The organism is Staphylococcus sp. NWU MK-U1 (genome assembly GCF_033283505.1).
In the GTDB taxonomy this organism is placed as follows: Bacteria; Bacillota; Bacilli; order Staphylococcales; family Staphylococcaceae; genus Staphylococcus; species Staphylococcus haemolyticus.
Genome location: NZ_JAVSMG010000009.1, coordinates 1 through 26027, shown reverse-complemented (window position 1 = coordinate 26027; position 26027 = coordinate 1). Strand labels below are relative to the sequence as shown.

Genomic DNA, 26027 nt, shown 5'->3' with positions numbered 1-26027 from the left:
TTAACTTTCCTTTCTTTTTATTTTAGTGATGAAAAAGCCATCCGAATTAAAGTCTTGGGGTAGAATTTGTATTGTCTTCACTTGTTCACCGGTAACTGGGTGAGTCATAAGTTCAAATTCAAAGTCTTTATTATTTTTTAAAAATGTATAAATAACATTTTCATTTTCAAGTTGTTCAATAGTGCATGTTGAATAAACTAGTGTACCATCAGGTTTCAAGTTATCTTTTACATTGTCTAATATCTCTAACTGTAATTCAACTAGGTCTTGAATATCTTGTTGAGTTTGAACATATTTAATTTCTGGCTTGTGTCTAAGCACACCTAAACCACTACACGGTGCATCGACAAGAATTTTGTCATATACATCTTTGTATGGTTTTGTTGCATCATGATCAAAAGCTTTAATGTTATTAAGTTGTAACTTTACAATATTTTCTTTTATTAAACCAATTTTATGCTTATGGATATCTGTAGCATCCACGTGACCACTTGGCGCCAATAACTCAGCTATGTGACACGCTTTACCTCCAGGTGCACTACAAGCATCTAAAATAACGTCATTTTCTTCAACACCCATCAAATATCCTACAAACATTGAGCTTTTATCTTGAATAGAAATATTTCCATTCTTAAAATTTGAAGATTCAATAATTGGACGCCCTTTTAGATGTAAACAATATGGAATCAATTCATCGACTTTAACTTCATATCCTTCACCTTGCAAACTTGACACAACGTCTTCAACTTTATTTTTACTTGTATTAACACGAACTGTACCCGCAGTTTGATCAAAAAATGATGATGCCATCTTTCGTGTCGTTTCAACACCATAGTGCGTAATCCAATGTTCAATAATCCACTTTGGAATACTATATTCAATGGCCATACGCTGCTTATCATTCTTAATAGATTCTAAACTTGGCAATTCACTTCTAAAGATTGTTCTCAATATTGCGTTTACAACATTACCGTTATGAGGGCCCCCACGATGCTTTGCAATATTTACTGCTTCGTTGATAATGGCATGATTCGGTACTTTATCTAGATAAATATATTGATATAAACTCATCCATAACAGTTGTCTGACCCAACTTTTTATTTTTGTCTTCACAAAAGGTCTAAGATAGAAATCCAATGTCATTTTTCTCTTTACTGTCCCATATACGAGTTCAGTATATAAAGGTTTATCGATATTAGAAACATTACCAGCAGATAAAACTTCATTAATTCTCAGATTACTGTATGCATAGTCATTCAATATTTCTTGAATTGTTTGAAACGCTAATTCTCTCACTGATTGTGTCATTTTAATATTTTCCCAACTAGCGATTCTTGTACACCGCTTAAATAATTTGATGCCAGCATACGTTTCTTGCCAGCTAATTGAATATCTGTTAAAGCAATTGCATCATCTGATCCTGTAGCAACAACAATTGACTTTTTAGTCGTCTCTATGATCTCACCAGGTTGACCTTTTTTATTACTGACGATATGTGCTGCATATAATTTTAAATTTGTATCATCCATAGTTGTATAGCCAACTGGCCATGGAGATAAGCCACGAATATGATTATGAATATCTTTTGCATTCATAGTCCAATCAATTCTTTCATCTTCTCTGCTAATATTTGAAGCGAATGTTGCTTGTGCATCATCTTGTGCAATACTATCATTCGTGCGATTTACGATTGAAGGTAGCGTTTCTTTTAGTAGTTTAGCACCGAGTACACTAAGCTTATCATGCATCGTACCTACATCGTCATTATCTTCAATATTAATAGCTTTTTGTGAAATAATATTTCCTGCATCTAGCTTTTTAACCATATACATGATCGTGATTCCTGTTTGAGCTTCACCATCTATTATCGCTTGATGTATTGGTGCGCCACCGCGATACTTTGGTAATAATGATGCATGAACATTAATTGCACCTAACTTAGGTAATTGTAATAACTGTTCAGGCAATAACTGTCCGAACGCTGCAGTAACGATTAAATCGGGCTCTAACTGTAATAGTTGCTCCAATTCATCAGATTGATTTAATTTTTCTGGTTGAAACACAGGTAAATTGTGTTCTTCAGCCACTCGTTTAACAGGTGGTGGCGTTAATACCCGTTTACGTCCAACTGGTCTGTCGGGTTGAGTCACGACTGCTATAACGTCTTGCTCTTCGATTAACATTTCCAATACTTTAGTTGAAAAATCAGGTGTCCCCATAAATATCACTTTAGTCATTTTCAAAATACGCCTCCACTTCTTCATCAGTTAATAAATGCTGTGCACGTTTTGTAAATGGTATACCATTCATTTGATCGATTATATGCAGTATCATTCTAGCTACATCGTCATATGCAGTTAGTTCAATCGTATTACCTTCTAAATCATTCGCTTCAATTGTGATCATTTTACTACGTTCGACTTCTCCATATATACCCGGTAAATTTACAGAGCCTTCAAGATCGATTATTTTATCATTAGATTCTGATTTAATTTTAGGATTGATTAGTTGCAATAATCCTTCAACTTCCATATCAATGATAGCTACTTGTTTACTTATGCCGATTTGAGGCGCACATAAAGCTGAGGCCTCTTCTGCATATAATGTGTCTTCCAAATCTAATAATAAATCTTTTAATGTAGCATCATACGCTTTAATAGGTTGTGCTTTTTTAGTTAATACAGGATGCGTTGACTGGACTAATTTTTGTATCGCCATTAAATATGCTCCTCTTGAAAAATTCATCATATAATTATAACTTAATTCACTTTGAAATGCGACCTTAGTCTTAAATTTAGGCACTTCAATCTGTTTTAATTGCTTTTATTTTTTATACCTTTAAAATATATATTAAAGATACCAATAAATACAATATTTAACAGTGGAGGTGTAAATATGGAAGTAAATAAAATTATATACATTGTGCTCGCATTCTTTTTAGGTGGTTTCGGCGTTCATAAATTTTATGCAGGTAAAACAATGTCAGGACTTTTACACTTGGCCTTTTTCTGGACAGGAATTCCTCACATTATTGCAATTATAAGTGGCGTCCTAACATTATTAAGACCAGCAGATGAAAACGGAAATGTTGTAATGTAATTAAAGTAAAAGAGTTACGCAATTTAGGAACCCATCCTTAATAATTGCGTAACTCTTATTTTTTACATTAATATTTGCGGATTAATGTCTATTTTTAATGCTAGCTTATCTTTTAAATAAGCTTCATGATAATAATCATCTAAAAATTGAAGTGCTTTCAGTAATTCTGGTTCGCTCTTATATTTAACTAAAATTTGAAAACGATGTTCATTGTTAATTCGTGCGATGGCTGCTGGAGATGGCCCTAAAACTAACGCACGATCCGTTAGATGTTGCAATAAAATTTGATGAATATGTTTGGAGGCCTCCATCACTCTTTTCATATTTTTATGAGATATCGTAAAATTAATTAAGAAATAGTATGGTGGGTATTTACCTATCTTTCTGTATTCCATTTCTTTTTGATAAAAGGTTAGATAATCATTCTTTTGAACATCTTCAATAGCATAGTGTTCTGGATTATATGTTTGAATAATAACTCTACCCGGTTTATCATGACGTCCCGCTCTTCCAGCTACCTGCGTTAATAGTTGATACGTCCGTTCACTAGCACGGAAATCAGGTAGATTTAACATTGTATCTGCGTTCAAAACACCTACTAGTGTAATATTGGGATAGTCCAACCCTTTAGCAATCATTTGTGTACCTAATAAAATATCGCCCTTACCTTCTTCAAATTCATTAAGTAATTTCTCGTGAGCACCTTTTCTAGAAGTTGTGTCAACATCCATTCGTATAATACGTGCTTCTTCAAATTCTTGTTGCAAGATTTCTTCTACGCGTTGTGTACCAGTCCCTACTTGGCGTATATGCGAACTCTCACAATTAGGACACTTATTCGGAGGCACCTCATGATAACCACAATAATGACATTTTAATTGGTCCGTAGACTTATGATAGGTTAATGAAATATCACAGTGTGGACATTGTGGTACATAACCACAATCTCGACACAACATAAATGATGCATATCCTCGACGATTAAGAAATAATACGATTTGCTCATTTTTACGTAATCGTTCTTCAATAGCCTCTCGTAATTCATTAGAAAACATCGAACGATTGCCAGCGCTTAATTCTTCTCGCATGTCAACAATATCTATTGATGGTAAAGCCTGTTGATTAACCCTTGTAGGTAACGTTAGTAGCTGATACACACCTTTTTCAGCACGCGCATATGATTCTAAACTTGGTGTTGCACTTCCTAAGACTAGAGGACATTGATGAAATTGACTTCTCCATTCAGCAATATCTCTCGCGTGATAACGGGGATAATCCTCTTGTTTATACGTTGATTCATGCTCTTCATCTATAATGATAATTCCTAAATTTTTAAAAGGGGCAAAAATACTTGAACGAGCTCCAACACTTACACGGGCTCTACCATCTCTAATCTTTTGCCATTCATCATACCGTTCACCATTAGATAAGCCAGAATGTAATACTGCTACATCATCACCAAAACGACGCTTAAATCGTAAAACCATTTGAGGTGTTAATGCAATTTCAGGGACTAACATCATTGCTTCTTTACCTTTATTAAGTACTTCTTCAATTGTTTGCAAGTAGACTTCAGTTTTACCTGAACCTGTCACGCCATGTAGTAAGAATGTTCGTTGTTCACTATTATTAATTTTCTCTTTAATATTTTCATAAGCAATACGTTGTTCTGAAGTCAGTTCTCGTTTCTCTTCTTGTTCAAACACTCGATTAGCAAAAGGATCACGCTCTACTTCAGCATTATATTTTTCGATGAAACCTTTTTTAACTAATCCATCAATACTTGATTTAGAAAAACCCATTTCTTCCATATCTTTTAAAAAGACAGTTTTATGGCGCTCATCGAGAAGGTAAGCATATACATCATATTGTTTGATTTTTTTCTCAAGTTTAGCAAGGACTTCATCTGGATGATATCCATCTATAATACGTACAGCTTTCTGTGTTTTCTTTTTAATGTTTTGAGATAATAGGGTTACTTCTTTTACAGTCCCAGCCTTTAAGAGTTTATTTAAAATAGGAAGATGGTCATTTTTTTGAGCATCTTTATACTTATATTGACCGTCGGAATCAAAAAATTTCAGCAACTGCTCATCCATATCATTATGTTTCACAACTTCAAAGACTTTAGTATATTTAGCTTTGATAGCACTCGGTAACATGACCTCTAATACAGAGATACTTTTTGATACATGATAATGGCTAATCCATTCACTTAATTGAATTAATTCAGAAGTTAATTCAGGTTTTATATCTTGGACTTCTTTGATTTCTTTAAGTTTTTCAAGATTAATATCATCACTTGGTTCGGTTTCAATATTCATCACGTATCCTTGAATTGTACGAGGACCAAATGGAACTACAACTCTGACGCCAACTTGAATAAACGCTTCTAAATTTTTAGGTATAAGATAATCAAATTTGAAGTCAACGCTCTTAGAAGGAATATCTACTATTACCTTTGCAATCATTATTGCCACCTAGTTTCTAATTCATCTAAAATTTGTTCAGCTAATTGAACTTTTTTGCCTCTCTTAATATTAATCATTTCTTTATTTTTAAAATGCATTGTCAATTCATTATCATCTGATTTAAAACCAATCGTCTTGTCACCTACATTATTTGAAATAATGACATCTGCATTTTTTCGTTTTAACTTATCTTGTGCATATGCTTCTATATTTTGCGTTTCAGCAGCGAACCCAACTAAGTATTGTTGTCCTTTATGTTCACCTAAATATTTAAGAATATCTTTAGTACGTTTAAACGTCACAGCTAAATCGCCATCTTGCTTTTTCATTTTATGATCTAATACTTCCATTGGTGTATAATCTGAAACAGCTGCTGCTTTAATAACTATATCTTGCTTATCAAAACGTGTCGTCACCGCTTCAAACATTTCCTCTGCACTTTCAATATGAACAACATCTACACCAATCGGATCAGCTAGTTGTGTTGGTCCAGTTACTAATGTAACATGTGCGCCTCTATTTCTTAATGCCTCAGCTAATGCGTAACCCATTTTTCCAGAAGAACGATTTGATACAAAACGAACTGGGTCAATCACCTCGACTGTTGGTCCAGCTGTCACTAAAGCATGTTTACCTTTAAATGAACTCTCTTCTTTTATCTTTTGAGAATTGAAAAAATCATTCAGAACTTTGACAATCTGCAAAGGTTCTTCCATTCGTCCTTTAGCAACATAACCACATGCTAAATAACCATCCCCAGGTTCAATAAAGTGATATCCATCTTCCATTAAAACGTTAATATTATGTTGCGTGCGGTTGTTCTCATACATATGTACATTCATTGCTGGGGCAATAAACTTTGGCGTCTCAGTAGCTATCAAGGTTGATGTCAGAATATCATCTGCTATTCCCACACTTAATTTAGCTATCACATTGGCAGTAGCTGGGGCAACTACAATCGCATCTGCCCAATCACCTAGTGCGATATGTTGAATTTCTTGTGGATTCTCTTCCTTAAACGTATTAGTATATACTGGATTTCTACTAATAGCTTGGAAAGCGAGTGGAGTAACAAATTCTTGAGCATGTTCTGATAACATCACACGTACATCGTAACCGGCTTGTGTTAATTTGCTCGCTAAATCTATTGCTTTATATGCTGCAATACCACCTGTAACAGCTAGTAAAATGTGTTTCATAATCGTATTTCTCCCTTTTACTATCTCGATTATTAATCATAATTTATATTAAATTTATTATACACAAATTAAACGTTTAATTAAAAAGACACATCTTATTGAAAAGTGGTTATACTTAAATCAATAAGATGTGCATACAAAAAATTATATTTAATTCATTTTCTACATTGTGAACTCATCAGCAACTACTGGTGTAATTTTACCGCTAGCAATTTCTTCTAACGCTTCACCAACAGGTTTAGCTGAATGATATCCACTTAATAAAGCCGTTTCAGGTCTTTCATCTAATTCACGTGCACGCTTAGCTGCAGTCGTAGCAATTAAATATTTAGAATTAATTTTAGATTGTAACTGGTTCAATGGTGGGTTTAACATTATTTTTTGGCCTCCAATAACATTTTTCTATATATAGCTTCAACACGTTCGCGTTTTAAGTGTTCTGCTTCAACAATTGATTGAATACGTTCTTTCGCTAAATGGACTTCATCGTTTACCACAACATAGTCATAAAGATTCATCATCTCTACTTCTTTACGTGCTTCATTTACTCTGGATTGTATCTTCTCGTCTGATTCAGTGCCACGTCCAACTAAACGCTCTTTCAAATGATCTAAGCTAGGTGGTGCAAGGAAGATAAATAATGCATCTGGAAATTTCTTTCTTACTTGTTTGGCACCCTCTACTTCGATTTCTAAGAACACATCATGTCCAGCAGCCATCGTATCCTTAACATATTGAACAGGTGTACCATAGTAATTTCCAACGTATTCAGCATATTCAATAAATTGATCTTCCTGAATTAAAGCTTCAAATTCTTCTTTCGTCTTAAAAAAGTAATCTACACCATCAACTTCACCTTCACGCATATTTCGTGTCGTCATTGAAATAGAGTACTTATATGATGTAGTTGGATCATCAAATATCTCTTTGCGAACAGTTCCTTTGCCTACTCCTGAAGGACCTGAAAGAACAATTAGTAATCCTTTTTCATTATCCATGCCTTACGACCTCTCTAAGCTATTCTTCTATTATTTAAATATAATATCATATTGTAGTTAAAATTGTATAGAGTATGCAACATAAACTTAAATCATGACGCTATCATTCTACCATGTTACAATATACTGAATGATTAAATTGAAGGTGGAAATTATTTATGGCATATGATGGCTTATTCACTAAAAAAATAGTTGAATCAATACAGTTTTTAGTATCAGGACGAATTCATAAAATCAACCAACCTGAAAATGACACTATCCTTATGGTTATACGTCAAAATCGCAAAAATCATCAACTATTACTATCCATACACCCTAGTTTTTCAAGAATGCATATTACGACTAAAAAATATGATAATCCATTCGAACCGCCAATGTTTGCTCGTGTTTTTAGAAAGCATCTAGAAGGTGGCATTATTAAAGCTATACGTCAGATTGGCAATGACCGTCGTATTGAAATCGATATTGAAAGTAAAGATGAAATTGGTGATACCATTTATCGCACGGTTATCTTAGAAATCATGGGTAAACATAGTAACTTGTTACTTGTTGATGACAATTACAAAATAATTGAAGGGTTTAAACATTTAACCCCTAATACCAATCAATATCGTACTGTTATGCCAGGATTCAAATATGAAGCGCCACCTACTCAAAACAAATTGAACCCTTTTAATATAACAGGCGAAGAAGCTTTAAAATATATAGATTTCAATAGTGGTAAAATTGCGAAACAATTATTAAACACTTTCGAAGGCTTTAGTCCTCTCATTACTAATGAAATCGTTAATCGCTATCAATTTATGACAACGGAAACGCTACCTAAAGCATATGACGAAGTTATCAACCAGACATTGAAAACACCCGTCCCTATTTTCCATAAAAATCATGAAACTGGAAAAGAAGATTTTTATTTTATGAAATTAAATCAATTTCATGATGACATGGTTGAATATGCGTCCTTACATGAATTATTAGATCGCTACTATGATGCACGTGGTGAAAGAGAACGCGTTAAACAACGCGCAAATGATTTAGTTCGATTTGTGCAACAACAATCTCAAAAATATCAGCATAAATTAAGTAAACTAATTGATGAATATGAAAGTGCTAAAGATAAAGATAAGCAACAACTTTACGGTGAATTAATTACCGCTAATATTTATCGTATTAATCAAGGTGATGACGCTGTAACTGTATTAAATTACTACACCAATGAGGAAATAACGATACCTTTGAATCCTACTAAATCACCATCAGTTAATGCGCAATATTACTACAAGCAATATAATCGTATGAAAACACGTGAACGTGAATTAGATCATCAAATTCATTTAACACGTGAAAACATAGACTATTTTGCAAATATTGAACAACAATTAGATCATATTACAGTTGATGAAATTGATGATATTCGCGATGAATTAGCAGAACAGGGATTTATGAAGCAACGTAAAAACATCAAAAAGAAGAAGCATGATAAAATTCAACTTCAAACATATATCTCTACGGATGGCGATACTATATTAGTAGGTAAAAATAATAAACAAAATGATTATTTAACTAATCGCAAAGCTCAAAAGACCCATATATGGTTCCATACAAAAGATATTCCAGGTTCACACGTTGTCATTTTGAATGATGCACCAAGTGAAGAAACGATTAAAGAGGCAGCTATGTTAGCTGGTTATTTCTCAAAAGCGGGTAATTCTGGTCAAATTCCCGTGGACTATACGGAAATAAGAAATGTTCATAAACCATCAGGCGCTAAACCTGGGTTTGTAACTTATGACAATCAAAAAACATTATTTGCAACTCCAGATTATGACAAAATTCAAAGTATGAAAGTCAAATAAGAATGACAAAAAAAATATATAATAAATAATAGGATTAGAACCAAATGCATTTATACATTCGGTTCTAATCCTATTTTTTATTTTTCAGGCAACGCGAGTTGAAAACTAACGCCAAATTTATCTTGCACCCATGCGAATTCGCGGAATGGTGGCATTGCAGTTTTAGGCATCAATATAGCGCCTTCTTTCTTCAAACCATTAAATAGTCGTTCCATTTCCATGGCATTATCAACAGTTATATATAAAGAAATGGATGGATTCATCGGTAAATCTTCTCCATTATCAGCATCGATTGCCATAAATACTTCTCCATTCAACGTAAATATAGAATGTTGTACTGTTCCAGGAACGCCTGGTCCCTCTTCACCATACTTCACCATAGTTAAAATTTCACTGTTTTCAAATAGACTCGTATATAAATTTATAGCTTCTTCTGCTTGATTATTAAACATTAGAAATGTTGTTATTTTCGGCATTTCCACAATAATTCCCCCTCTCTATATCTTTAATACTTATTTTAGACTAATTTTAATTATTTTGAAAAAATTTGAATATTTGATTCTTTTAATCTAAATTTTTGACTTATACTATTTTCAAGTTAAAATTAAACTAAAGTTCAATTGGAGGCTTTCTAATATGATGCATCTTATTATACCGATTTTATCTATGCTTATTGTCTTACTTATCGGATGGGTATTAATTAAAATTTTTATTCGCTAATTTATTGTTTTATATTTTCTTTTTATAAACAAAAACGTGGAATATATGACTACTTTTTAACTATTTATGAAAAAGTATTTGTCATATATACCACGTTTTTAATCTATTTTACCTTTTTGCCTTAACGTTTCTTTAGCTTTTTTAAAGAAATCACTCGTATGCACAAATGAATCCATACTCACTTTTGGCTGAGTTCCACTCATTTCTCTAATACTATTGTCAATCGACATTGTGTTATCCGGGGATTTAAAATCTTCTTCTCTATATAAGAATTCGTTAACATGTTTCATATTGTTATAGAAACGGTTGGCCTCACTATCAGTCATCACAATCAATCCCCCTTTTGACATAGCATATTACAAGTTATCTCTCCATTCAACTAAAGTCTGTATATCATTCTCAGAAATTTTTCCTTCTTCACGAGCCACTTCAATTAACTCATTATAATTACTTAATGTATAAAATGGAACATTAATTTCATTAAACATATCATCTGCCTTCTTTAAGCCATAAGTGAAAATGGCAACGACACCTAAAACATCAGCACCAGCTTCCTTTAAAGCTTCAACTGCTGTAATTGAAGATCCACCTGTAGAAATTAAATCTTCTACTACTACCACTTTCTTCCCTTTACTTACTGCTCCTTCAATTTGATTTTGTTTACCATGACTTTTACTTTTAGAACGAACATAATTCATAGGTAAATTTAACTTTTCAGAGATGTAAGCGGCATGAGGAATACCTGCTGTGGCTGTACCAGAAACAATATCTACGTCACCAAATTGTTCAATAATCATTTGACTTAAACCATCACGAATGGCACGTCGCACTTCAGGATAACCTAATGTTACGCGGTTATCACAGTAGATAGGAGATTTGATACCTGAACTCCACGTATATAAGTCATTCGGAGATAATGTTACTGCTTCAATATCTAACAAAGATTTTGCTATTTCTTTAGCCATATTAACCTAACCAACTTTCTTTAATAGTATGATAACTTTCCACAGGATTCTCGCTTTGGGTTATTGGTCGCCCAACTACGATATGTGTTGCCCCTAATTGTTTAGCATCTTCAGGTGTAGTAATACGTTTTTGATCATCTACAGCAGCCCCTTGTGGTCTAATACCTGGTGTGACTTTTAAGAAATTAGAACCTAATTTGTTTGTTAGCAATTCTGCTTCAAGTGGAGAACAAACCACACCATCTAGACCAGCTTGTTGTGTTAAAGTAGCATAGTTTAACACTGCTTCTTCAATCGTCGTCTGAATGTTTTGTTCATTACGTAGCATTTCTTCTGTTGTAGATGTTAATTGCGTCACAGCAATGATCTTTGTATCATTACTATATTTGTGCAAACCCCTTACTGCAGCTTTCATCATGTCTGTACCTCCAGCTGCATGCACATTAACTAAGTCTACATCTAACTTTCCTAAGCCTTCCATTGCTTTTTCAACTGTGTTTGGAATATCATGTAGCTTCAAATCTAAGAATATGTCATGGCCACGAGATTTAATCGATTTAATCAAATCGGGGCCCGCTTGATAGAAAAGTTCCATTCCAATTTTCACGAAAAGTGGTTCATCAAATTGGTCCAAGAATGTATTAACTTTAGTTGCCGATTCGAAATCTAATGCTATGATAGGTAAATCTTTCATATTATAGCTCCTTTGAAAATGAACGACTTGGTCGCCATAATCAGTTTAAAAATATCCACTGACTTATAACGCCCTTGTCGTTCTCAAGTTGTAAATCTACATAGTTCTCATTGAAAATGTCATACTTTCAATTACATTTGTTAAAGCATTAGCCGTATCTAATGAAGTTAGACAAGGCACACCATTCTCAACTGTTGTACGACGAATTTGGAACCCGTCTCTTTCTACTTCTTTACCCTTAGTCATCGTATTAATGACAATTTGTACTTCGCCATTTTGTATACGTGTTAGTAAATCATCGTCGCCACCAATTTTGCCTACAACTTCAACTGGAATGTTGTCTTCTTTTAATTTTTCCGCAGTACCTTGAGTTGCTAAAATTTTATAGCCTACTTCATTTAAACGGTGTGCTATTTTAACAATTTCATCTTTATCTTTATCACTTACTGTCATAAGAACAGTACCGTGATCTTTAACTTCTACACCACTACCTGTTAATCCTTTGTAAAGTGCTTTTTCTAAAGTTAAATTTTTACCCATAACTTCACCGGTAGATTTCATTTCTGGTCCCAATGTCACATCAACATTTTTTAGTTTATTAAAACTAAATACTGGTGCTTTAACAAACACACCCTCTGAATAAGGTTGTACACCTTGTTTATAGCCTAAGTCTTTAAGACGAGTACCCATAATAGCTTGCATCGCTAGTTGTGCCATTTGAATATCGGTAATTTTACTTAAGAAAGGTACGGTACGACTTGCACGAGGGTTTACTTCTAATACGTAAACACCGTCATGTGCAATAACAAACTGAATATTAATTAGACCAACGATGTTCAACCCTTTTGCTAATTTGATAGTATAATCCTCTAGCGTATCGATATCTTCTTGACTTAACGTTTGAGGCGGATATACAGCTATAGAGTCACCACTATGCACACCAGCACGTTCTATATGTTCCATAATACCTGGAATGATAACTGTTTCTCCATCTGAAATTGCATCGACTTCTATCTCTTTACCTGTTAAGTATCTATCAACTAACACTGGGTGCTCAGGGCTAGCTTTAACAGCTTGCTCCATATAATTTTCTAATTCTGCATCGCTATTCACAATTTCCATTGCGCGACCACCGAGCACATAAGATGGTCTTACAACTACAGGATAACCAATTTCACGTGCATTCGTTAGTGCCTCACTTGGAGAAGTTGCAGTCTTACCTTTAGGTTGAGGTACATCAATCGTATGCAATAACGCTTCGAATTCTTTTCTATCCTCAGCACGATTTAAATCTTCTAAAGACGTACCTAATATTTTGACACCATGTTTAGCTAGTTTATCTGCTAAGTTAATTGCTGTTTGACCACCAAATTGAACTACAACACCTTTAGGTTGTTCTAAATTAATAATGTTCATCACATCTTCTTCAGTTAGCGGCTCAAAGTATAACTTATCTGAAATTGAAAAGTCAGTAGATACTGTTTCAGGGTTATTATTCACGATAATTGCCTCATACCCAGCATTTTGGATTGCCCATACAGCGTGTACAGTAGCATAGTCAAATTCTACCCCTTGTCCAATACGAATAGGACCTGAACCAAGCACTAAGATTTTCTCTTTATCAGTTACAATTGACTCATTTTCAGTTTCATATGTGCCATAGTAGTATGGCGTTGTTGATTCAAACTCTGCAGCACAAGTATCAACCATTTTGTAAACTGGTTTAATATTATTATCTTGGCGTAATTGATATACTTCTGATTCTGTCATGCCGAACCGATGTGCTATTACTCTATCACTAAATCCATAATCTTTAGCATATTTAAGATATTCCAAATCTCCTGGGTGATTTTTTAATTCATGTTCAATATTAATGATATTTTGGAATTTATTTAAGAAGAAATAATCGATTTGCGTCATATTGTGTATTTCTTTAAGTGTTGTACCACGTCTAATTGCTTCACCTATAAAGAAGAGTCTTTCATCATCTTGATGACTGATGCGTTCCTTAATATAATCTAAGTCAAAACTCTCTCCATTTGGTAAACCTAAATGATGTACACCGTATTCAAGTGAACGTATCGCTTTTAATAAAGATTCTTCATATGTACGTCCTATAGCCATTACTTCACCAGTGGCTTTCATTTGAGTACCTAATTCACGTTCACCCTTTTCAAATTTATCAAATGGGAATCTTGGAATTTTGGAAATAACATAATCTAGTGTTGGTTCAAAGGCTGCATATGATGTGCCTGTAACTGGGTTTAGCATTTCATCCAATGTTAAGCCCACTGCAATCTTCGCAGCTAATTTCGCTATTGGATATCCAGTTGCTTTAGATGCAAGCGCTGATGAACGAGATACACGTGGATTCACTTCAATAATGTAGTAATTAAATGAATGTGGATCTAATGCAAGTTGAACATTACATCCTCCTTCAATACCTAATGCTCTAATTACTTTTAAAGATACATCACGTAACATTTGATATTCAACATCTGATAATGTTTGACTTGGCGCAACTACGATAGAGTCACCTGTATGAATACCTACAGGATCTATATTCTCCATATTACAAACCACAATAGCATTGTCATTTTTATCGCGCATTACTTCATACTCGATTTCTTTGAAACCAGCAATTGACTTTTCAATTAAGCATTGTGTAGCTGGGCTGTAATGCAATCCATTACTCACTACTTCTTTTAATTCTTCATCATTGTAGCATATGCCACCACCTGTACCGCCCATAGTAAATGCTGGACGAACGATGAGTGGATAACCTACTTCATCTTTGAATGCAAATGCTTGTTCAACATTATTCACAATATCGCTTTCAGGAACAGGTACATTCAAATCATTCATTAATGATCTAAATAGCTCTCTATCTTCTGCTTGTTGAATTGACTTTAATTCTGTACCAAGTAATTTCACATTATTAGCCTCTAATACACCACTATCATGTAATTGAATAGCCATATTTAATCCTGTTTGACCACCTAAAGTTGGTAGCAATGCATCAGGTTGTTCTTTACGTATGATACGTGCAATAAAGTCGTGTGTTAACGGTTCGATATAAACTTTATCTGCAATTTCTTTATCCGTCATAATTGTTGCTGGATTAGAATTTACTAATATGACACGGTAGCCTTCTTCTTTTAAGGCAAGACACGCTTGTGTACCTGCGTAATCAAATTCTGCAGCTTGTCCGATGATAATTGGACCTGATCCAATCACTAGAATCGTTTGTATATCGTCACGTTTAGGCATTTGCTGTTTGCTCCTTTTCTTTAAATTCTTTCATCATAGTCATAAATTCATCGAATAAATAATTTGAGTCACTTGGACCTGGTCTTGCTTCAGGATGATATTGTACAGAGAATGCTGGCAAGCTTTTATGTCTTAATCCTTCAACAGTACCATCATTAAGTGCAATATGAGTTACTTCTAAGTCAGTATTTACCAATGAATTTTTATCGATAGCATAACCATGGTTTTGACTTGTAATATCAACTTTCCCACTACGTAAGTCTTTTACGGGATGATTAGCGCCACGATGACCGAATTTCATTTTAAATGATGTTGCACCTTGAGATAATGCAAATAATTGATGTCCTAAGCAAATTCCAAAGAATGGAATTTTACCTAAAATACCTTTAATCATTTCTATTGCAACCTCTACAACATCTGGATCACCAGGACCATTTGATAACATGACACCATCTGGTGACATGGCTAATATTTCTTCAGCAGTGGTGTTATATGGTACTACAGTTACGTTACAGCCACGCATATTTAATTCTCTGACAATATTTTGTTTTTTACCAAAGTCTAATAAGACTACACTCAAATCTGAACCTGTTGAAACATAAGGTGTTTTAGTAGATACTGTTTCCACCTCATCGCGAGGTAATTCAGTACTTTTTAATGTGTTAATTAATGAATCAATGTCATCTCGGTTATCAGTAAACCCAGCTTTTAAAACACCGTGTTGTCTAATTTTACGTGTGATGCTACGTGTATCTACACCTGAAATGCCAGGTATCTTGTATTGAACAAGCACATCATGTAACGTCTTTTGGTTTCTAAAGTTACTAGGATGTGTGCTTGCTTCTTTCACTACTACACCATTCAAAGTTGGTGTTAGTGCCTCGAAGTCATCTCTATTGATACCGTAATTACCGATTAATGGGTATGTGAATGTAATGATTTGACCAGTATATGAAGGGTCTGATATCGTCTCTTGGTATCCAGTCATCGCTGTGTTAAATACGATTTCTCCCACAGATAAATCATTAGATCCTAATTGATACCCTTCAAAATAAGTCCCATCCTCTAATACAAGATAACGTCGCTCAAGCATTTATTTATCCTCCTTAAATTTAACTTCGCCTTCTACCATTGTTAAAATTGGATTACCATAAACTTTGTAACCAATGAATGGTGTGTTGTCTGCTTTAGATAAGAAATCTTCACCTTTGATTTCACGTTCTTCATCTAAATTGATAATCGTTAAGTCAGCAAAGCAACCTTCTTCCAATTTGCCATAAGGTAAATCAAATGTTTGTGCTGGTTTAATTGTTAGGTAGTCAACTAATTGTTGTAATGACCAGTCACCATTTTTTACAAAATGCGTGTAAAGTAATGGGAAAGCTGTTTCACTTCCTACTATGCCAAATGGTGCTTTAGTCATTGGCTGTGCTTTCTTTTCTTTAGCATGTGGTGCATGGTCTGTTGCGATACAATCAATTGTGCCATCTAATAATCCTTCTAATAATGCGTCTCTATCTTCTTTACTTCTTAAAGGAGGGTTCATTTTATAGATTGCATTATCCCCTGGAACATCATCTTCAGTTAACAGTAAATGATGTGGTGTAACTTCAGCCGTCACATGAATACCTGCTGCTTTAGCATCACGAATAGCTCTGACACTTTCTTTTGTCGATACGTGACATACATGATAATGACAGTTAGCTGCTTCAGCTAATAATACATCTCTTGCTATTTGTACCGCTTCACAAATATTTGGAATACCAGGTATACCAAGTTCTTCACTACGTTTACCTTGATGCATAGCACCGCCATAAATTAAACTATTATCTTCACAATGTGCTACAACTGCTTTGTTGACCTTTGCAGCTTGTTGCATTGCTTCATACATCATTGCTGATTCCTGCACACCAACGCCGTCGTCAGTGAAAGCAAACGCACCTTGCTTTGCTAATGCATCAAAGTCAACATGTTCTTTTCCAGCTTGACGCACAGTTATTGAAGCATATGGTAATACACGGACTTGCGCATTATCTTGAATTAATTGTTGTAATCGATCCATATGTTCAACTGAGTCTGGTACTGGACGTGTATTAGGCATTGGACATACAGTTGTGAATCCTCCACGTGCTGCAGCTTTTGTACCTGTTTCAATTGTCTCCTTATGTTCCCCACCAGGCTCACGTAAATGAACATGAACATCGATTAAACCTGGTGCTACAAAATGACCTTGTGCATCAATTACTTCAACATTTTCATCTACTTCAATGTTATTGTTAATTTCTTTGATGTGCTGACCATCTATTAAAATGGATGCTTGTTTAAGTTCACCGTTATCTAAAATTTGAGCATTTTTAATTAATTTCAATGTTTACGCCTCTTTTCCTGATAATAGTTTATTGATTACTGACATTCTTAAATACATGCCATTAGTCATTTGTTTAAAAATTCGTGCCTTTGGTGCTTCAACTAATTCACTATCGATTTCTACTCCTCTGTTAACTGGTGCAGGGTGCATTACGATTGCTTTATCTTTTAACTTATTGTATCTATCCATTGTCAAACCATATTGTTCATGGTAATCATTTGCCTCGAAATTAGCTTCTCCAGTAATACCATGACGTTCATGTTGAACACGTAACAACATAACAATATCTACTTGGTCGATGACATCATCAATTTGAACATATGGTGCATCTAATGAGTCGTCCACCCATTCATCTGGACTTGAGAACATTACATTTGCGCCTAATGAAGTTAGACTTATGAAATTACTTCGCGCTACACGTGAATTTTTAATATCACCACATATTAAAATGTTTAATTCTTCAAATGAACCATATTCCTCATAGATTGTCATAATATCTAACAGACTTTGTGTAGGATGTTGACCACTACCATCTCCAGCATTAGCAATCGGAATATTAAGATTTTCTAATTCTTCATAGTATGCATTTTGAGAATGTCTGATTACTAGTAAATCAACACCTATACTTTCAAGTGTTTTACATGTATCATACAGTGATTCGCCTTTTTGTACTGATGAAGTACTCGTTTCAAAATTAACTTCTTTAAGTCCTAATTTTTGTTCTGCTACTTCAAAGCTACACTTTGTTCGAGTTGAATTTTCGAAGAATAAATTAGAAACAAACTTCCCTTCGAATTGTGGTAATGTTTGCTTTCCTGATTTGTAATCACAAGCTGTTTGAATTAAATCGTAAATGTCCTCGTTAGATAAATGTTCCATAGATAATAAGTTATTCATAAGGCGCCTCCTGATAAATAATCCTTGTTAAATTAGTTTTTTGAATCCTGTTTTTCTTTTGGCAAAATTAAATTTAAGATAATACCTGAAAGTGCTGCTAGTGCCATACCTTCGATTTGAAGGTTTACACCTAAACCTTTTAAATTGATGAGTAAGTTACCTATACCTACTACTAAGATGACTGATGCGATTACTAGGTTGCGGTTGCTTGCAAAATCAATGTTACTTTCAACTAACATTCTTAGTCCACTTGCTGCTATAATACCGAACAATAGGATGGACACGCCGCCCATTACCGGTGTCGGTATTGAAGAAATCAACGCTGAGAACTTACCAATAAATGATAAGACAATCGCTATAACCGCTGCACCGCCAATAACATAGATACTGTAAATCTTTGTTATTGCTAGTACACCGATGTTTTCACCGTATGTTGTGCTTGGTGGACCACCAATAATACTAGCGAACATTGTTGAAACACCATCTCCGATTATTGAGCGATGTAAACCTGGATCCTCGAAGAAGTTTCTACCTACGATTTTGTTGATAACCATTTGGTGACCGATATGCTCACTAACGGTTACGAAAACGATTGGTAACATAACGAGTATTAAACCAAGGTGTATCGATGGCACATAATCTTTGAATGGTAAATAGATATGTGGGAAATCAATCCAGTTTGCTTTAGCAATATTCGAAAAGTTAACTAATCCCATAAAGATTGAAACAATATAGCCAATAATGATACCAAAAAGTACCGGTATAAGTGATAAGAAACCTTTGAAGAACCCTTGCACAATTATTGTTACAAGTAATGTAATAAGCGCGACAACCAGATAGCTTAAATTGTACCCTTTCATATCTCCTGAGTTCTCGTACATTGCCATATTAACTGCCGTTGGTGCTAAACTTAATCCAATTACCATGATTACTGGACCTACAACTACCGGTGGAAGTAAATGCATTAACCATCCTGTACCACTGATTTTGATTAGGATACCGATGATGACATACATTACGCCACTAGCGAATAGTGCTACTAACATGTCTCCTAAGCTATGTGTACTTAATCCAGTAATAATTGGTGTGATAAATGCGAAACTTGATCCTAAATATGCTGGAATCTTTGCCTTAGTAATTAATATATAAAACAATGTTCCTATCCCAGATGCAAGTAAAGCAGCTGATATTGGCAAGCCAGTTAGGAATGGCACTAATACTGTAGAACCAAACATTGCAAATAAATGTTGTAAACTCAGTAGCGCCCATTGTGTTGGTTTAGGTTTGTCTTGTACGTCTAACACCGGTTTGACGGTGCGTTCAAACATTTGTTCATTTTCCATCTTTTTTCTTCCTTTCATAAAAAAAGTCTCTTTACATTTAAATGTAAAGAGACTAAAAAATCGTAGTAAACATACAGATAAGCACTCATACTTATCGTTATCCGTATCTACGTGACAAAGCATTCAAATATAGTGAGATGGTTATTAGTACTGACTATTCTATCATCGTAACCTACACTCACTTTTGAATACTTTACCTTTTTCAGTCTCTCGTACTGATTTAAAAGGTCTTTATTCAATTATTACTGCATTCTGTGAATCTTTTTCGTTTAAATACACTAAAACAGATTCTTCTTTAGAAGTTGGTATGTTTTTCCCTACAAAATCTGCTCTTATTGGTAATTCTCGATGTCCTCGATCTACAAGTGCGGCTAAGCCAATTTTAATCGGTCGAGAATGAAGCAGAATTGCATCTAATGAAGCTCTAACAGTTCTTCCTGTATAAAGTACATCATCAATGATGACGACTACCTTATCGTTAATTTCAGCATCAATTTCTATTGCATCTTGAGTAATTTGCTTGTTAGCAATTTCAATATCATCTCGAAAATGTGTAATATCAATTGTACCTGTTGGAACTGTTTTTTGTTCAATTTGATTGATTTTGTCTTGTATACGTCTTGCTAAAAATTCGCCTCTCGTTTTAATTCCGAGTAACACAAGATTTTCTGTACCTTTGTTATATTCAAGAATTTCATGTGCCATACGCGTTACAGTACGTTGTATTGTAGCTTCATCCATGATGATTTGCTCAGACATTATCTCACCTCTTAAAATTAAAAAACCCTCATGCCTTTTTCAAAGACATGAGGGCAAATTTATATACACACATGTAATGTTATACATTACATGATAAAGCCATTCTAATAAAATAATTCATATATTTCGCTGAATTATTTTAAGAAAGTATATAGAATTATACTCATTGTCTTTGAAGCCTCTCTGGACTCTCTTTTAAAGACACCGATTTCTTTTTTGAACTGTTACTAGCTTAAAACTTTTTGAGCTATAAGTCAATGCAATTTTTAAAATTATCAATTGTAAATAAATAATACTTTTACTGTAGTTAATCGAATTTGAGAAATACTAAAAAATTAGTCTAACTTTTCGAAACATACGTATTAAAGAATCATTGATTAAATGTGAAATTAGAAAAAATACCCACAAAGCGTTGAAACTTTGCGGGCTACCAAACTATTCTCTTCTTATGCATCTCTTAAGCGAATATCTTCTAAAAGTGTTTCAAATTCTTTAGGCAGTTCTGCTTGACGTTCAATGTATTCATGAGTAACAGGGTGTTCAAATCCTATAACACCTGCATGTAATGCTTGTCCACCAATATCAAGTGTTTTCCGTGGACCATACTTTGGATCACCAACAAGTGGGAAACCAATATATTTCATATGAACACGAATTTGGTGCGTACGCCCTGTCTCTAATTGACATTCAATTAATGTGTAATCATTAAAATGTTCTAAAACATTAAAGTGTGTAACCGCTTCTTTACCGTTATCAACGACATCCATTGATTGTCGATCTTTCTCGTTACGTCCGATAGGCGCATCAATCGTGCCATAATCATGTGGAATATTTCCATGTACTAAAGCGGTATATTTTCTTTTAACGGATTTATCCATTAATTGTTCCACTAACCCTCTATGAGCAATATCATTTTTGGCAACCATTAATAACCCTGAAGTATCTTTATCAATACGATGAACTATACCTGGGCGAATTTCACCATTAATTCCAGATAAATCTTTAATTTGGTACATTAAGCCATTAACTAATGTACCAGAATAATGACCTGGTGATGGATGTACTACCATGCCTTTAGGTTTATAAACTATCGCTACATCTTCATCTTCATAATAGATATTTAAATTTAGGTTCTCTGGCTGAATATCGGCTTCGACAACTTCCTTCTCTGTAACGATAATAAGATCATTTAATTTAACTTTGTAATTAGACTTAATCACTTTTTCGTTAACTGTAACTAAATCTTCTTTAATCAAATCTTGAATTTGACTTCTAGACCATTCATTATTGAATTCAGGTAATAATTTATCAATACGCTGTCCAACAAGTTCTTGGTTTTCAATTTTAAATTCATGTGTTTTCAAATTATAGCCTCCTATTCTTTTGAATTCGCATCTTTAAGTAAGGCAATGATTATGAACAATACACCTATTGTTAAACTTGAATCCGCAACATTAAATATTGGGAAATCATATCCAAAAATATTAGTATCAACAAAATCAACTACTTCACCATTAACTAATCGATCAATAAAGTTACCTAATGCACCTGCAAATAGTAAACTTATTGCAACTTGCATAAATAGATTATACTTTGCTTCTTTAATATAAAATAGTACAAGTACGATGAGAATAACTATCGTAATAATATAAAAGAATCCCATTTTACCACTAAGAATTCCCCATGCTGCACCATTGTTTCTATGTGATGTTATATTTAAAAAATTAGGAATAACTTCATATGAATCACCAATATTCATTGCTGTAGCAATAATCCGTTTTGTGACTTGGTCAATAATTAATATAGCGATTGCTACTATTAAAGATATGGTTATATAATATTTCTTTTTCATTCACGTGCCTCCATTCACACACTACACTTTGACAACACTCTACATTATAGCTTACTCCTCTATATAAAAAAAGCTACAGTTACAAATAGATGATGATATTAGTAACTGTAGTTCATTATGCGTTTTCACTTTGATTTTTCTTAGGATGAATATAATTAAATTCATCTACTTGGTATTCGTAAACTGTGCGCTTAGTAACTTCATATGGTTTACGATAATTCATATCAAAAACGGTTAACGAGCCATCATGATTAACTTTGTCTACATATGCAACATGACCATGTTGACCTTTTGGATATTGAAGGATTGAACCAACACTTGGATTATCATTAACTTTATATCCTTCTTTGCTTGCTTCATTAGCCCAATATTTGGCATCTCCCCATCTATTACTAATCATATTGCCATCTTGTCTAATTCTATCAAACACATAATACGTACATTGGCCTTTAGCATATAAGTTTAATTTCATTGGGTTCTTTTCCCAAAAATGAATTGTCGGTTGCGTCATATCTTGATTATCAATTCCATCATATATCGCTCCACCAGTGAAAAGTGCACTTCCTAAAACCATTATAAGTATATATTTCTTCATTAAATCACACTACTTCTATAAAATTAAATCTAAAACAAAGCCCATCTGGACCTTTAACATCAATATGCGTTGTTTCGGGATAATAATAATCAATTAAAGCAAGACCATATGTTACGTTATTCATCACACGTTTAGTACTTGATAACCATTGATTAACAGCTAAATGATGATAGTATTGATTTGAAGACATATAGAGTGAAAACTTATCTAAAAACGCAGATGGTTCAAGTCCAAAATATCTTAAATAATAAGATTCAACCTCTGACATATGTATCGTTTTAAGTGATAAATTTCCTATTTTAGTGCCTTTAGGAATCCCTTGCCAAGTTTGTTCTGATACATTTGTTAGTAAACGTGTAACATTGATTGCTTCAATATCTAACTTTACATTTTCATTATCGTAGCCCCAGTAATCCATATCATGGTCGACATAAAACTTGTACGCATTCCCCTCTGGATCTTCAAAAAAGAGGGACGTACAAACACTTTGTTCTCCACCATTGACCGGAATTTCAAAGTCTGTCATTTGTACAAGTAAATCGGCTAAATCTGTAATATTAGGAAGCATTATACCTACATAAAATAATCCTGCTTCAGATAAAAGTGGTTCCCTACCATTTATAACTTCATTTAATGTTAAAAAATGATTTGACTGACCTATCTCGTACTGAACAGAATGATTTGTTTCTGTAATAACTTCAAATCCCAATATAGTTTCATAAAATGGTCTTAAGTCTGCTAAATTTCTAACATTTAAAGTTATACCATTTACAAAATGTGAATGTTTTGAATGAAACATTATGGCCTCCTAATACTGCATGACTAAATATAACTTACTTCTTTTACTGGATGAAAAATACAATTCAATGAAAATAATACCTACTATTTTATCTTAAAATATATAAAATTTTATCAGTCTTTGTATGTATATTGCAATTTATTAACTTCTAAAGTAGTGTCTTAGAAATTGGGTTCATTATTTCACTTAAGTCGAGATGCTTGCTTAAAAGTTTCACAACTATGTTTTGTTATTTATTTAAGAACGCCATACACAAGTGCAGTTGCACTTAAGTTTAATAAAGCTACACATCTTAATTCAAACATAAAAAAGAAAAGGCAATTTCTATAATAATTCATAGAAATTGTCTTTTCTCACTAATTATGAAGTTATTAGTCGTGTATTTTATTTAGCTTAAAATTAATACTAATTTTTCGTCATTTAGGCTTTAATCAAATGATAAATTTTTGATCCAACATATGCACCTATAACTGCTCCTGCAGTCATCGCGATTGTACTAAACAATTGATCACTTTGTGTTGTCGCTTCTTTATCTTTATCTTTATCTGCAAGATTATTCATATGATTAACAAATAATTCCATTACAGATTTATGGATATTAGCCTGTGTAAACTTATAAACAGACCAAGGTAACGTCGGTTCATATTCTTGTAATGCAATAATAGCTTCATTTGAATCCAAGATGCGTCTAAATTCAAATCTAGCATTACCACCATTATTAGATAATGCTAAATTACCACCTACGATTTTATAAACAATCATATCTTTAGAAGAATCTTGCATATCACGTTCCATTTTTAAAATAAATTGATTAGTAAATGGCAAACTAATATTAAATTCATTTTCATTTATAGTTCCATTAATTAAATGTAACGTAATATTATTTATAAACTTCGCATATGTTTTTGAGACATCTTCCATTGAATAATTTTCTGGAATTCTAAAGCGTGATATTGCTCTAACATCTTTAATTTGTTCTTTACTATTAGAACTAGATGATTTTTTTGATTTGTTTTGATTTTCATTTATTTCATTTTCTTCATCTAGCGCTTGTTGCACACTTTCTTCATACGTCATCTCTCCAATAGAAATATCAGGATGCGTGCGCTCTGGTTGCGGAATCATATCATGAACTAAACTATTCATAAGTGGGTAAACCATTTCTTTAGGTACTTGTGAAATGAGTTGTACCCAATATCTACTTACCCAAATAGGTATAATTGGTAAATCAACGATTGGTAATCGCTTATTTAGCACTAATGCTGTACGTTGTATTAATTCTTTATAATTCATAATTTCGGGTCCTGTAATGTCAAAAGCCTCATTATGTTGTGGTGTTCGCTCTACTAGTAATGCCAGTTTATTAATTACATCATTAATTGAAACTGGTGCTATCATATTGTATGCCCAAGTAGGTAATACCATACCAGGCAATCGTTCAACTAAACGTTTTAAAATAGGATAAGAACTTCCCTTAGCCCCAATAATTAAACCAGCTCTTAATGTACTTACAGGTATACCATAAGCACCTAGAATTTTTTCACATTCCAAACGACTACGTAAATGAGCAGATAGTTTATCTTCATTTGGAATTAAACCACTCATAAATACAATATGTTTAACGCCTTGTTTCTTTGCAGCTCTCGCAAAATTATCTGCTAATAAAGCATCCATATCTTCAAAGTTTGCTTGCGTTAACTTGGCGTTTGGCATCATAGAATGGACAAGGTAAATTGCAGTATCTACTCCTTCCATTACTTCTGTTATCTCATCTAAATCAAATAAATCAGCAGCTTTCCAAGTAACATTCTCTTCATTTTCTTTGTTACTAGTATTTCTTGAAATTGCTATAATATCATGATGCATTTTTAATTGATCTTTTAAATGTCCTCCAATATAACCAGATGCACCTGTTAATAAGATTTTACTCATGATTTCACCCCTAATTATTAAATAGTCGAATAATCTTGATTTAATTAATATATCTATTTAAATAGCCTTTTATTAAAAAGTGAAACATTGCATATCGTCATTATTTTTACTTATAAATTATAAATGTAAATACAAACATACTAAGATTAGCTGTGAAGAAATCTATGACGATAGATTTTTTCACAGCTATTTTTTATAGTTGTAGAGAGA

24 protein-coding genes are annotated in these 26027 nt (G+C 33.5%); 2 read left to right on the top strand and 22 right to left on the bottom strand.

The genetic code is table 11. The annotated features are described in order from the left end of the window. Genes rsmB through SBL16_RS10665 form a run of 3 tightly spaced genes read right to left on the bottom strand, consistent with a single transcriptional unit; the run spans position 1 to position 2718 of the window. Complete coding sequence (rsmB, locus tag SBL16_RS10675) at positions 1 to 1308, bottom strand: 16S rRNA (cytosine(967)-C(5))-methyltransferase RsmB (protein ID WP_107611418.1); 1308 nt, start codon at positions 1306 to 1308, stop codon at positions 1 to 3. Then, the gene (gene fmt, locus SBL16_RS10670) at positions 1305 to 2237 is read right to left on the bottom strand and encodes a methionyl-tRNA formyltransferase (protein WP_107611450.1); all 933 of its coding nucleotides are present in this window, start codon (positions 2235 to 2237) and stop codon (positions 1305 to 1307) included. The genes rsmB and fmt overlap by 4 nt, the downstream gene beginning before the upstream one ends. Continuing rightward, complete coding sequence (locus tag SBL16_RS10665) at positions 2230 to 2718, bottom strand: peptide deformylase (RefSeq protein ID WP_037537904.1); 489 nt, start codon at positions 2716 to 2718, stop codon at positions 2230 to 2232. Before SBL16_RS10665 ends, fmt begins: the two co-directional genes overlap by 8 nt. 177 nt (positions 2719 to 2895) lie before the next feature. Here SBL16_RS10665 and SBL16_RS10660 point away from each other — a divergent pair, with 177 nt between their 5' ends. Beyond that, positions 2896 to 3099 (top strand): TM2 domain-containing protein, encoded by a 204-nt coding sequence (locus SBL16_RS10660; RefSeq protein ID WP_037537906.1) that lies wholly within the window; start codon positions 2896 to 2898, stop codon positions 3097 to 3099. 62 nt (positions 3100 to 3161) lie between these two features. Here SBL16_RS10660 and priA read toward each other — a convergent pair whose 3' ends face one another. The 4 genes from priA to gmk all read right to left on the bottom strand — a co-directional run bounded on the left by priA (position 3162) and on the right by gmk (position 7767). Beyond that, on the bottom strand, positions 3162 to 5570 hold the full coding sequence (gene priA, locus SBL16_RS10655) for a primosomal protein N' (protein ID WP_107611417.1): 2409 nt from the start codon (positions 5568 to 5570) through the stop codon (positions 3162 to 3164). After that, positions 5570 to 6769: a bifunctional phosphopantothenoylcysteine decarboxylase/phosphopantothenate--cysteine ligase CoaBC gene (gene coaBC, locus SBL16_RS10650; RefSeq protein ID WP_107611416.1), complete on the bottom strand. Its 1200-nt coding sequence runs from the start codon at positions 6767 to 6769 to the stop codon at positions 5570 to 5572. Before coaBC ends, priA begins: the two co-directional genes overlap by 1 nt. A 162-nt stretch (positions 6770 to 6931) precedes the next feature. Then, on the bottom strand, positions 6932 to 7144 hold the full coding sequence (rpoZ, locus tag SBL16_RS10645) for a DNA-directed RNA polymerase subunit omega (RefSeq protein WP_107611415.1): 213 nt from the start codon (positions 7142 to 7144) through the stop codon (positions 6932 to 6934). Next, on the bottom strand, positions 7144 to 7767 hold the full coding sequence (gene gmk, locus SBL16_RS10640) for a guanylate kinase (RefSeq protein WP_016930696.1): 624 nt from the start codon (positions 7765 to 7767) through the stop codon (positions 7144 to 7146). Before gmk ends, rpoZ begins: the two co-directional genes overlap by 1 nt. A 158-nt stretch (positions 7768 to 7925) precedes the next feature. On the opposite strand from gmk, the gene SBL16_RS10635 reads away from it, so the two are divergent. Next, positions 7926 to 9623, top strand: coding sequence for an NFACT family protein (locus SBL16_RS10635; RefSeq protein WP_053017060.1), 1698 nt, complete (start codon positions 7926 to 7928; stop codon positions 9621 to 9623). A gap of 77 nt (positions 9624 to 9700) precedes the next feature. On the opposite strand, the gene SBL16_RS10630 is transcribed toward SBL16_RS10635, so the two are convergent. From SBL16_RS10630 to SBL16_RS10560, 15 genes are all read right to left on the bottom strand, one after another. Continuing rightward, positions 9701 to 10105: a VOC family protein gene (locus tag SBL16_RS10630; RefSeq protein ID WP_107611414.1), complete on the bottom strand. Its 405-nt coding sequence runs from the start codon at positions 10103 to 10105 to the stop codon at positions 9701 to 9703. 336 nt (positions 10106 to 10441) lie between these two features. Beyond that, positions 10442 to 10669 (bottom strand): hypothetical protein, encoded by a 228-nt coding sequence (locus tag SBL16_RS10625; protein WP_233641622.1) that lies wholly within the window; start codon positions 10667 to 10669, stop codon positions 10442 to 10444. 30 nt (positions 10670 to 10699) lie between these two features. Next, positions 10700 to 11308: an orotate phosphoribosyltransferase gene (gene pyrE, locus SBL16_RS10620; RefSeq protein ID WP_037536306.1), complete on the bottom strand. Its 609-nt coding sequence runs from the start codon at positions 11306 to 11308 to the stop codon at positions 10700 to 10702. Position 11309: 1 nt separating this feature from the next. After that, positions 11310 to 12002 (bottom strand): orotidine-5'-phosphate decarboxylase, encoded by a 693-nt coding sequence (pyrF, locus tag SBL16_RS10615; RefSeq protein ID WP_011275995.1) that lies wholly within the window; start codon positions 12000 to 12002, stop codon positions 11310 to 11312. A 96-nt stretch (positions 12003 to 12098) separates the two neighbouring features. Next, positions 12099 to 15272 carry a carbamoyl-phosphate synthase large subunit gene (gene carB, locus SBL16_RS10610; protein WP_107611412.1) on the bottom strand — a complete coding sequence of 1058 codons (3174 nt, stop codon included), beginning with the start codon at positions 15270 to 15272 and terminating at the stop codon, positions 12099 to 12101. Beyond that, the gene (locus SBL16_RS10605; RefSeq protein WP_107611411.1) at positions 15265 to 16365 is read right to left on the bottom strand and encodes a carbamoyl phosphate synthase small subunit; all 1101 of its coding nucleotides are present in this window, start codon (positions 16363 to 16365) and stop codon (positions 15265 to 15267) included. Before SBL16_RS10605 ends, carB begins: the two co-directional genes overlap by 8 nt. After that, a complete protein-coding gene (locus SBL16_RS10600) occupies positions 16366 to 17640 on the bottom strand; it encodes a dihydroorotase (protein ID WP_107611410.1) in 1275 nt (424 codons plus the stop codon). Between the two features lie 3 nt (positions 17641 to 17643). After that, on the bottom strand, positions 17644 to 18537 hold the full coding sequence (locus SBL16_RS10595; protein ID WP_107611409.1) for an aspartate carbamoyltransferase catalytic subunit: 894 nt from the start codon (positions 18535 to 18537) through the stop codon (positions 17644 to 17646). Between the two features lie 32 nt (positions 18538 to 18569). Then, the gene (locus SBL16_RS10590) at positions 18570 to 19880 is read right to left on the bottom strand and encodes a uracil-xanthine permease family protein (RefSeq protein ID WP_107611408.1); all 1311 of its coding nucleotides are present in this window, start codon (positions 19878 to 19880) and stop codon (positions 18570 to 18572) included. 231 nt (positions 19881 to 20111) lie between these two features. Next, positions 20112 to 20639, bottom strand: coding sequence for a bifunctional pyr operon transcriptional regulator/uracil phosphoribosyltransferase PyrR (gene pyrR, locus SBL16_RS10585; protein ID WP_317954018.1), 528 nt, complete (start codon positions 20637 to 20639; stop codon positions 20112 to 20114). A gap of 446 nt (positions 20640 to 21085) precedes the next feature. Beyond that, positions 21086 to 22003 (bottom strand): RluA family pseudouridine synthase, encoded by a 918-nt coding sequence (locus SBL16_RS10580; RefSeq protein ID WP_107611406.1) that lies wholly within the window; start codon positions 22001 to 22003, stop codon positions 21086 to 21088. An 11-nt stretch (positions 22004 to 22014) separates the two neighbouring features. Then, the gene (lspA, locus tag SBL16_RS10575) at positions 22015 to 22491 is read right to left on the bottom strand and encodes a signal peptidase II (protein WP_107611405.1); all 477 of its coding nucleotides are present in this window, start codon (positions 22489 to 22491) and stop codon (positions 22015 to 22017) included. A gap of 115 nt (positions 22492 to 22606) precedes the next feature. Then, entirely contained in the window at positions 22607 to 23086 is a 480-nt protein-coding gene (locus SBL16_RS10570) for a CHAP domain-containing protein (protein ID WP_107611404.1), read from the bottom strand. Between the two features lie 4 nt (positions 23087 to 23090). Further along, on the bottom strand, positions 23091 to 23885 hold the full coding sequence (locus SBL16_RS10565) for a VOC family protein (RefSeq protein ID WP_107611403.1): 795 nt from the start codon (positions 23883 to 23885) through the stop codon (positions 23091 to 23093). Between the two features lie 420 nt (positions 23886 to 24305). Next, complete coding sequence (locus SBL16_RS10560; protein ID WP_107611402.1) at positions 24306 to 25817, bottom strand: NAD(P)H-binding protein; 1512 nt, start codon at positions 25815 to 25817, stop codon at positions 24306 to 24308. Between the last annotated feature and the right edge of the window lie 210 nt (positions 25818 to 26027).

Coding starts and splice junctions, on each gene's coding strand:
- SBL16_RS10590 (WP_107611408.1), bottom strand. CDS start 19,880: ATGGAAAATGAACAAATGTTTGAACGCACCGTCAAACCGGTGTTAGAC.
- SBL16_RS10570 (WP_107611404.1), bottom strand. CDS start 23,086: ATGAAGAAATATATACTTATAATGGTTTTAGGAAGTGCACTTTTCACT.
- SBL16_RS10660 (WP_037537906.1), top strand. CDS start 2,896: ATGGAAGTAAATAAAATTATATACATTGTGCTCGCATTCTTTTTAGGT.
- gmk (WP_016930696.1), bottom strand. CDS start 7,767: ATGGATAATGAAAAAGGATTACTAATTGTTCTTTCAGGTCCTTCAGGA.
- SBL16_RS10635 (WP_053017060.1), top strand. CDS start 7,926: ATGGCATATGATGGCTTATTCACTAAAAAAATAGTTGAATCAATACAG.
- rsmB (WP_107611418.1), bottom strand. CDS start 1,308: ATGACACAATCAGTGAGAGAATTAGCGTTTCAAACAATTCAAGAAATA.
- pyrE (WP_037536306.1), bottom strand. CDS start 11,308: ATGGCTAAAGAAATAGCAAAATCTTTGTTAGATATTGAAGCAGTAACA.
- fmt (WP_107611450.1), bottom strand. CDS start 2,237: ATGACTAAAGTGATATTTATGGGGACACCTGATTTTTCAACTAAAGTA.
- pyrR (WP_317954018.1), bottom strand. CDS start 20,639: ATGTCTGAGCAAATCATCATGGATGAAGCTACAATACAACGTACTGTA.
- SBL16_RS10565 (WP_107611403.1), bottom strand. CDS start 23,885: ATGTTTCATTCAAAACATTCACATTTTGTAAATGGTATAACTTTAAAT.
- lspA (WP_107611405.1), bottom strand. CDS start 22,491: ATGAAAAAGAAATATTATATAACCATATCTTTAATAGTAGCAATCGCT.
- rpoZ (WP_107611415.1), bottom strand. CDS start 7,144: ATGTTAAACCCACCATTGAACCAGTTACAATCTAAAATTAATTCTAAA.
- SBL16_RS10665 (WP_037537904.1), bottom strand. CDS start 2,718: ATGGCGATACAAAAATTAGTCCAGTCAACGCATCCTGTATTAACTAAA.
- carB (WP_107611412.1), bottom strand. CDS start 15,272: ATGCCTAAACGTGACGATATACAAACGATTCTAGTGATTGGATCAGGT.
- SBL16_RS10595 (WP_107611409.1), bottom strand. CDS start 18,537: ATGAATAACTTATTATCTATGGAACATTTATCTAACGAGGACATTTAC.
- priA (WP_107611417.1), bottom strand. CDS start 5,570: ATGATTGCAAAGGTAATAGTAGATATTCCTTCTAAGAGCGTTGACTTC.
- SBL16_RS10560 (WP_107611402.1), bottom strand. CDS start 25,817: ATGAGTAAAATCTTATTAACAGGTGCATCTGGTTATATTGGAGGACAT.
- pyrF (WP_011275995.1), bottom strand. CDS start 12,002: ATGAAAGATTTACCTATCATAGCATTAGATTTCGAATCGGCAACTAAA.
- SBL16_RS10625 (WP_233641622.1), bottom strand. CDS start 10,669: ATGACTGATAGTGAGGCCAACCGTTTCTATAACAATATGAAACATGTT.
- SBL16_RS10605 (WP_107611411.1), bottom strand. CDS start 16,365: ATGCTTGAGCGACGTTATCTTGTATTAGAGGATGGGACTTATTTTGAA.
- coaBC (WP_107611416.1), bottom strand. CDS start 6,769: ATGAAACACATTTTACTAGCTGTTACAGGTGGTATTGCAGCATATAAA.